This window comes from Streptomyces sp. NPDC001157 (genome assembly GCF_053598255.1).
The window spans coordinates 74,987-82,795 of sequence record NZ_JBSFJW010000038.1; the positions used below are offsets into that span (position 1 = coordinate 74,987).

Annotated in this window: 5 protein-coding genes; 2 read left to right on the forward strand and 3 right to left on the reverse strand. The window is 69.3% G+C overall.

Features of this window, described 5'->3' with window-relative positions; all coding sequences use genetic code 11:
* Positions 1-40 precede the first annotated feature (40 nt).
* From ACWDAG_RS40125 to ACWDAG_RS40135, 3 genes are all read right to left on the reverse strand, one after another.
* Positions 41-1,651 carry a sodium/solute symporter gene (locus ACWDAG_RS40125; protein WP_450700494.1) on the reverse strand — a complete coding sequence of 537 codons (1,611 nt, stop codon included), beginning with the start codon at positions 1,649-1,651 and terminating at the stop codon, positions 41-43.
* Positions 1,648-2,094: a DUF485 domain-containing protein gene (locus ACWDAG_RS40130; RefSeq protein WP_450700495.1), complete on the reverse strand. Its 447-nt coding sequence runs from the start codon at positions 2,092-2,094 to the stop codon at positions 1,648-1,650. The genes ACWDAG_RS40125 and ACWDAG_RS40130 overlap by 4 nt, the downstream gene beginning before the upstream one ends.
* A gap of 217 nt (positions 2,095-2,311) precedes the next feature.
* Entirely contained in the window at positions 2,312-3,757 is a 1,446-nt protein-coding gene (locus tag ACWDAG_RS40135) for an MFS transporter (RefSeq protein WP_450700501.1), read from the reverse strand.
* A 490-nt stretch (positions 3,758-4,247) separates the two neighbouring features.
* On the opposite strand from ACWDAG_RS40135, the gene ACWDAG_RS40140 reads away from it, so the two are divergent.
* Positions 4,248-5,036 carry an ABC transporter ATP-binding protein gene (locus ACWDAG_RS40140; protein WP_450700496.1) on the forward strand — a complete coding sequence of 263 codons (789 nt, stop codon included), beginning with the start codon at positions 4,248-4,250 and terminating at the stop codon, positions 5,034-5,036.
* Positions 5,033-7,612: an ABC transporter permease gene (locus ACWDAG_RS40145; protein ID WP_450700497.1), complete on the forward strand. Its 2,580-nt coding sequence runs from the start codon at positions 5,033-5,035 to the stop codon at positions 7,610-7,612. The genes ACWDAG_RS40140 and ACWDAG_RS40145 overlap by 4 nt, the downstream gene beginning before the upstream one ends.
* The last annotated feature ends 197 nt before the right edge of the window (positions 7,613-7,809 follow it).

Below are 7,809 nucleotides of genomic sequence, written 5' to 3' on the forward strand. Positions count from 1 at the left end.
CCGCCGACCACCGCCGGCACTGCGTGTGTGCCGCGGGCCGTCAGCCGCTTCTGCGTACCGCCCCCGCCAGGATCCAGCCCTCCACGGCCTCGTACTGGTGTCGCTGTTCCTCCGAGGCGCGGCGGCCGGAGGCCACCGTGCCGAGCCAGCCGAAGGCGAAGCCCAGGGGGATCGTCACCAGGCCGGTCGTCGTGAACGGGAACCAGTTGAAGTCGGCGCCCGGGAAGGCGGAGACGGGAGAGCCGGAGACCAGGTTGGTGCCCGGCATGACGAGCAGGACCGCGAGCGTGCCGCCGATCAGGGTGCACAGCAGGCCCATGCGGGTGTAGCGGCGCCAGAAGAGGCTGTAGACCAGGGCGGGGGCGATCGCGGAGGCACCCAGGCAGAACGACAGGGTCACCAGGGGTTGCAGACTGCGGTGCTGGACCAGGGTGGCCAGCAGGATCGCCGGGACGCCCACCGCGAGCGCCGACAGGCGGGCCAGCAGCATCTCGCGGCGCTCCGACATCTCCTGCACACGGGTGGCGAAGACGTCGTGGGCGAGGGAGTTGGCGCAGGCGAGGATCATCCCGGCGACCGAGGCGAGCAGGGTCAGGAAGATCGCCGTGGTGACCGTGGTGAACAGGAACGTCTCCGATGTCGACACGTTCGTACCGAAGGCGGCCCGTGAACCGAGCAGATAGGCCGTGTTGCCCTGCGGGTCGGCCTGCGCGATGACCGCCCGTCCGATCAGGGCCGTCGCGCCGAACCCGACGACCGTCATGATGAGGACGAACAGCACCACCGACGACACCGCCCACGACATCGAGCGCCTCACCTGACGGGCGCTGCGCGCGGTGTACATGCGCATGGTGACGTGCGGCAGACAGGCGCCGCCGACCACGATGGTGAGTTCCGAAGTGATCATGTCCAGGCGGGGGTTGGAGCTGCCCGCGAACTCGACGCCGGAGTGCAGGAAGGCGGAACCGACCCCGCTCTGCGCGGCCGCGGCGTTGAACAGCGCTCCCGGATCCCAGTCGAAGCGCTGCAGCACCAGCAGGGCGACCACGGTGCCAGACCCGATCAGCATCACGATCTTCAGGATCTGGATGAGGGCGGTGCCCTTCATGCCGCCGATCGCCGCGTAGCTGATCATCAGGGCGCCGAGCCCGATGATGCAGCCGGTCTTCAGCGAGTCGCCGGAGAAGCCGAGGATGAACGCCAACAGCTGCCCTGTGCCTGCCAGTTGGACCAGCATCAGCGGCATCAGTGCGGCGATGGTCACCACGCAGGCGGTGATACGTACTCCGCGGCCCGGCATACGGCGGGTCAGCGCGTCTCCCATGGTGAACCGGCCTGCGTTGCGCAGGGGTTCGGCCAGCAGGAACATCAGCAGCATCAGCGACAGTGCGGTGCTCAGGGCCAGTGCGATCCCGTCGTAGCCGCACAGGGCGATCACGCCGCCCGTGCCCAGCACGCTCGCCGCGGAGATGTAGTCGCCGGCGATCGCGAGGCCGTTGCGCATGGGGGAGAGGGAGCCGTAGCCGGTGTAGAACTCGTCGAGGTCGTCGCCGTCCGGGCCGGTCATCACGCACAGCAGCAGCGTGATCGCGGCGACGGTGGAGAAGGCGACGAGGGACATCGCCTGGGCGTTTCCGCTGAACCCGGTCATCGTGCGGCCTCCCGCTTGGCGTCCAGCTCGGCCTGCTTGCGGATGCGGTCCGCGATCGGGTCGACGTAGCGGCGGGCCGTGTGCTCGTACAGCGCGATCGCCAGCCAGGTGACGGGTATCTGGAGCAGGGCGAGCAGCAGGCCGGTCGGCAGTCCGTCGGTGACGGTGGTCGTCATGAACGACGGTGCGAACGCCGACAGGATCAGGAACAGCGTGAAGTAGCCGAGCGCGGTGAGGGTGGCGGTGCGCCGCTGCCAGCGGTGCGCACTGCGCAGGATCCGCAGGTCGCTGTGGTGGCCGAGAGAGGGCTCCGGAGGCCGGCGCCGTCTGGCCGGTTCGGGCGGTGGGGCGGGCGGCATCCACGGGTAGCCGGCCTCGTACGGCAGGGACGTGTTCTTCGGTGCTTGGTGGTACGGGTACGACGGGGACCGGTCGTAGGACATCCCGGTGCTCCTTGCGTGGCTCGGGTCCTGTGCGGGGGACCGCAGGGAGGTTGGGGGGCGTGCGGAGCCACGCACGCTACTCGCCGGTTTTCCGTCGCGCGCGGTTTTCACCAAACTGGCCGGTCGGTATGCGCTTACTACGCTGACCTGCTGTGTTACCCGCGTTAACTCAGACTTTTACGGCCGGGGGTGCGGCGGGTGCCCTGCTGCCGGACCGTCAGTCCTTGAGCACCGGGAAGCGGCGAGGGGCAAGGAACAGCAGCACCAGGAAGGCCGCGGCGGCGGCGCACCCCGCGCCCAGATACACGGCGTGCACCGCGTCCGCGATCGCCCGCCGGGTGCCTTCCGGCACCGCACCGCCGTCCAGGCCCCGCGTCACCGAGTCCAGGTCGCTCGCACCGCCCAGCCGGTCGGCGAGCACCCCGTTGGCCACCGCGCCGAACACCGACGCCCCGATCGTCTGGCCGGTCTGACGGCAGAACAGCACCGACGCCGTGGTCGTGCCGCGTTCCGCCCACCCCACCGTCGACTGCACCCCCACGATCAGCGGGAGCTGGAACAGGCCCAGGGCCGCGCCCAGGAGCAGCATCAGCAGGGCCGGCTGCCACGCCCGGCCCGGGTAGGGCAGGAGAGGGAACGCGAACAGGATCAGCGCCGCCGTCCCGATGCCGAGCATCGCGGTGTTGCGGAAGCCGATGCGCCGGTACACGTGCTGGCTCAGGGCCGCCGAGACCGGCCAGCTCAGGGTCCAGACGGACAGGACGAAGCCGGCCGCCACCGGGGCCAGGCCCAGCACCGACTGCGCATACGTCGGCAGGAACACGCTCGGCGCTACCATCAGCAGCCCCAGCGCACCCAGCGCGAGATTGACCGCCGCGATCGTACGGCGCCGCCACACCCAGCCCGGGATGATCGGCTCGGCCGCCCGGCGTTCGACCAGGACCACCACCCCGGCCAGTGCAAGTCCCGTACCGAACAAGGCCGTTGACGGTCCCGACAACCAGGGCCAGGCCACCCCGCCCTGCACCAGGGCCGTCAGCAGCACGCCCCCGCACGCGAACACCGCCAGCGCGCCCGCCCAGTCGATACGGGGACGCTCGGCCGCCTCCCGCTCCGGCTCGTGCAGATGACGGACGATCAGCCACAACGCCACCGCGCCGATGGGGAGGTTGACCAAGAAGATCCACCGCCAGTCGGCGTATGCGGCCAGAACGCCTCCCACGCCCGGGCCGGCCACCGCCGACACCGCCCACACCGTGGACAGCTTGGACTGGATCTTCGGGCGGTCCTTGAGCGGGTAGAGGTCGGCGGCGAGCGTCTGCACCGTGCCCTGGAGGGCTCCGCCACCCAGGCCCTGGAGGATGCGGAAAGCGATCAGCGCGCCCATGTTCCAGGCCACCGCACACAGCAGTGAACCGGCCAGGAACAGCGACGCGCCCGCTATCAGGACCGGCTTGCGGCCGAAGGTGTCCGACAGCTTGCCGTACACCGGGAGCGTCACCGTCACGGCGAGCAGATAGCCGGAGAACAGCCAGGAGAAGACCGAGAAACCGCCCAGGTCGCCGACGATCTGCGGGACGGCCGTCGAGACGATCGTGGAGTCGAGGGCCGCGAGCGCCATGGCGAGCATCAGCGCGGCGACCACGGCGCCGCGTCTGCGCATGTCCTGCGTGTGCTCCGCCGCGGCCGTCCGTATCCCGGTGTCCCCCTGGTCCACAGGATTCCTTCCCGTTGCATTCCCCTTGCATCTATCTGCCGCAGAACAGCTTCCCACTTGACCCTCACGTTGCGGCAGGGTGGAAGCTGACTGCGCCGGAGGGTGGACCACAACCCCGAGATCGTCTCCACCCGTCGGTGGACTGCCCCTAGGGGTCCCTCCGTACTACGGCCCGGGGAGGGTTCGTTCCACCGGAGGAGGAGCGGGGCCCAGGGCGTCCTTAACCTGGTTTTACGTCGCTGGGGCGTCGGTGAGGGGTGGTTGACCGAACCGGCGGGGGTGGGGTTTTCCCCAGTACAAGAGGGTGCCGAGCACCAGCGCGCCGGACCCCTCCGTCAGACCAGACTCAACCGCGTAACCAGCACAGCACATCCGGCAGGACCGGGCCGGCGCAGCACTCGTGCGTCACCTTCGCAACCGATATAGGAGACATACCATGACTTCGGCCGTGACCATTCCCAGGCACGGGGGCACTGGAGGGCGTACGGCCGTTGCCGCGCGGGCGCGGCAGGTCGTGAAGGCGTACGGGTCCGGCGAGACCCGTGTCGTCGCCCTCGATCATGTGGACGTCGACATCGCCCGCGGGCAGTTCACCGCGATCATGGGCCCCTCGGGGTCCGGCAAGTCCACGCTCATGCACTGCCTGGCCGGGCTCGACACCGTCTCCTCGGGGCAGATCTACCTCGACGAGACCGAGATCACCGGGCTCAAGGACAAGAAGCTCACCAAGCTGCGCCGGGACCGGATCGGGTTCATCTTCCAGGCGTTCAACCTGCTGCCGACGCTGAACGCGCTCGAGAACATCACGCTGCCCATGGACATCGCCGGGCGCAAGCCCGACAAGCAGTGGCTGGCGCGGGTCGTCGACACCGTCGGGCTGAGCGACCGGCTCAAGCACCGGCCGACCCAGCTCTCCGGCGGTCAGCAGCAGCGGGTCGCCGTGGCCCGTGCGCTCGCCGCGCGGCCCGAGATCATCTTCGGTGACGAGCCGACCGGAAACCTCGACTCCCGTGCCGGCGCCGAGGTGTTGGGCTTCCTGCGCAGGTCGGTCGACGAGCTCGGCCAGACCATCGTGATGGTCACGCACGACCCGGTGGCGGCCTCGTACGCGGACCGAGTGCTGTATCTCGCCGACGGCCGGATCGTCGACGAGATGTACAGGCCGACCGCGGACGCCGTCCTCGACCGTATGAAGGACTTCGACGCCCGGGGGCGCACGTCATGACCGTGCTGAAGACGTCGATGCGCAACTTCTTCGCGCACAAGGGGCGCATGGCCCTCTCGGCGACAGCCGTGCTGCTGTCGGTGGCCTTCGTCTGCGGGACGCTGGTCTTCACCGACACCATGAACACCACCTTCGACAAGCTGTTCGCGGCCACGTCCTCCGACGTGACCGTCAGCGCCAAGAGCGCCTCCGACACCGGTGAGACGACCGCCGACAACGGCAAGCCGCCGGTCATGCCGGCGTCCGTGGTCACCAAGGTGCGCGCCGCGCAGGGTGTGAAGTCGGCGGCGGGCACCGTCTTCTCCACCTCGGCGACCGTCGTCGACGCCCAGAAGGACGACCTGTCGCCGTCCAGCGGCGCCCCGACCATCGTCGGCAACTGGAACCCCAACGACGCCCGCACCATGAAGATCACCTCCGGTACGGCGCCCAAGGGCCCGGACCAGGTGATGGTGGACCGCGACACCGCCGACAAGCACCACCTGGGGCTCGGCGACGAACTCGGTGTGATCACGGCGGTCGGCACGCACAAGGCGAAGATCTCCGGCATCGCCGACTTCCAGGTCACCAACCCCGGTGCGGCGATCTTCTACCTGGACACCAGGACGGCGCAGCAGACGCTCGTCGGACAGACCGGTGTCTACACGAACGTCAACGTCACCGCCGCTTTCGGCGTGAGCGACCCGCAGTTGAAGAAGAACGTGGTCGCAGCGCTCGGCACCGGCTACAAGGTGCAGACCGCCAAGGAGACCGCCAAAGCCAACCAGAAGAGCGTCGAAGGCGTCATGAACGTCATGAAGTACGCGATGCTCGGCTTCGCCGGGATCGCCTTCCTCGTCGGCATCTTCCTGATCATCAACACCTTCTCGATGCTGGTCGCGCAGCGCACCCGCGAGATCGGACTGATGCGGGCCATCGGGTCCAGCCGGAAGCAGGTCAACCGGTCCGTGCTGGTCGAGGCGCTGCTGCTCGGGTTCTTCGGGTCGGTGCTGGGAGTCGGCGCCGGCGTCGGCCTCGCCGTCGGCCTCATGAAGATCATGGGCACGATGGGGATGCACCTGTCGACCGCCGACCTGACGGTCGCATGGACGACCCCGGTGGTCGGCCTGCTCCTCGGTGTCGTCGTGACCGTCCTCGCCGCCTACCTGCCCGCCCGCCGGGCCGGCAAGGTCTCGCCAATGGCAGCGCTGCGCGACGCGGGCACCCCGGCCGACGCCAAGGCGGGCCGGATACGGGCCCTGGTGGGCGTGGTGCTGACCGGTGCGGGCGGCTACTGCCTCTACCTGGCCGCGAACGTCGACAAGGCGAAGGACGGCACGCCGTGGCTGGGCCTCGGTGTCGTGCTCTCGCTCATCGGGTTCGTCGTCATCGGCCCGCTGCTCGCGGCCGGCGTGGTGCGCGTCCTGGGCGCCGTACTGCTGCGGATGTTCGGCCCCGTCGGGCGGATGGCGGAGCGGAACGCGCTGCGCAACCCGCGCCGTACCGGTGCCACGGGCGCCGCCCTGATGATCGGGCTCGCCCTGGTCGCCTGCCTGTCGGTCGTCGGCTCGTCCATGGTCGCCTCGGCGACGGACCAGCTCGACAAGACCGTCGGCACGGACTTCATCATCGGGAGCGACAAGGGGCAGCTGATCAACCCGCAGGCCGTGGAGGCGGTGAAGTCGACGCCGGGTCTCGAGCGGGTCACCGAGTACAGGATGGCCAAGGCCGACTACACCACCCCCGACGGCAAGCTGCTCAAGGACACGGACATCACGGCGGCCGACCCGACGTACGCGACCGACCTGCGTACGAAGACCGTCGCCGGCAACCTCAAGGACGCGTACAAGCCCGACTCGATGTCGGTCCACGACAAGTTCGCCAAGGCGCACGGCATCCACCTGGGTTCGAAGATCAAGGTGGCCTTCAAGAACGGCGCGACGGCGAATCTCACGGTCCGGGCGATCACCAGCAGCGACGGCCTCATCGACTCGGGCTCGAAGTACACGGCGATCGCCACGCTCGCCAAGTACGTCCCCGCCGACAAGATGCCCCTGGACCAGCTGGTCTTCGCCACCGCCAAGGACGGGCAGCAGGACGCCGCGTACAAGGCGCTGAAGTCCTCGCTGCACGAATACCCGATGTACAAGGTGCGCGACCAGACCGACTACAAGCAGGCCCTGAAGGACCAGATCGGCCAGCTGCTGAACATGATCTACGGCCTGCTGGCCCTCGCGATCATCGTCGCGATCCTCGGTGTCGTGAACACTCTGGCGCTGTCGGTGGTCGAGCGGACCAGGGAGATCGGCCTGATGCGGGCGATCGGGCTGTCGCGGAGGCAGCTGCGCCGGATGATCCGCATGGAGTCCGTGGTGATCGCCCTGTTCGGTGCTCTGCTGGGGCTCGGCCTGGGCATGGGCTGGGGGGCGACGGCCCAGCAGCTGCTCGCCCTGGAGGGCCTGAAGGTCCTCGAAATCCCCTGGTCGACCCTGATTGCGGTCTTCCTCGGCTCGGCCTTCGTGGGGCTGTTCGCCGCGCTGATCCCGGCGTTCCGGGCGGGCCGGATGAACGTCCTGAACGCGATCGCCACCGACTAGCGATCGGTTCACAGCCACCGCACACGGGGGTTGCGGGGGAGCGCCCGGCACCGGGGAGTCTTGGGGGACTCACCGGTGCCGGGCCGTTTTGCCGACCGGGAGTTTCGCCCCCGCCGCCCCTACCCGTCCCGTACCTGGGGGCTGCCGCCCCCAGACCCCCGCTTCGGCCTGAACGGCCTCGTCCTCAATCGCCGGAC

Coding starts and splice junctions, on each gene's coding strand:
- ACWDAG_RS40125 (WP_450700494.1), bottom strand. CDS start 1,651: ATGACCGGGTTCAGCGGAAACGCCCAGGCGATGTCCCTCGTCGCCTTC.
- ACWDAG_RS40130 (WP_450700495.1), bottom strand. CDS start 2,094: ATGTCCTACGACCGGTCCCCGTCGTACCCGTACCACCAAGCACCGAAG.
- ACWDAG_RS40135 (WP_450700501.1), bottom strand. CDS start 3,757: ATGCGCAGACGCGGCGCCGTGGTCGCCGCGCTGATGCTCGCCATGGCG.
- ACWDAG_RS40140 (WP_450700496.1), top strand. CDS start 4,248: ATGACTTCGGCCGTGACCATTCCCAGGCACGGGGGCACTGGAGGGCGT.
- ACWDAG_RS40145 (WP_450700497.1), top strand. CDS start 5,033: ATGACCGTGCTGAAGACGTCGATGCGCAACTTCTTCGCGCACAAGGGG.